Here is a 255-nt window from a genome sequence, read left to right as displayed (position 1 = left end):
ACGGGGTTACCGCTCCGCCTGAGCCCGGGTTGCCTCTGCCGTCTTGAGGGCCTCGTATCCGGGAATGAGCGAATAGAGGTATGCCCTGAGAAGCGCCTCCATATTGATGGCATCGCGGTCATACAGCCATTGAAGTTGGAGTCCCTCGATGAGAGCCAGGAAACTAGCGGCAAGCTCGTTCGGCTTCTGGATCGACCGGATCTCACCCCTGGCCTGCAACGCGTCGAACGCTACAGCGAAATATTGCCTGAGGGA

Annotated in this window: 1 protein-coding gene; it reads right to left on the bottom strand. The window is 58.8% G+C overall.

Features of this window, described 5'->3' with window-relative positions:
* Positions 1-6: 6 nt before the first annotated feature.
* The coding region (locus SB717_RS37650; protein ID WP_410908260.1) for a TetR family transcriptional regulator C-terminal domain-containing protein at positions 7-255 on the bottom strand (249 nt) is incomplete at its 5' end.

Origin of the sequence: Priestia sp. SIMBA_032 (assembly GCF_046535215.1) — a bacterium.
Lineage (GTDB): Bacteria > Bacillota > Bacilli > Bacillales > Bacillaceae_H > Priestia > Priestia aryabhattai.
The sequence above is the reverse complement of the archived record's forward strand: the minus strand, read 5'-3'. Positions and strand labels throughout refer to the sequence as shown.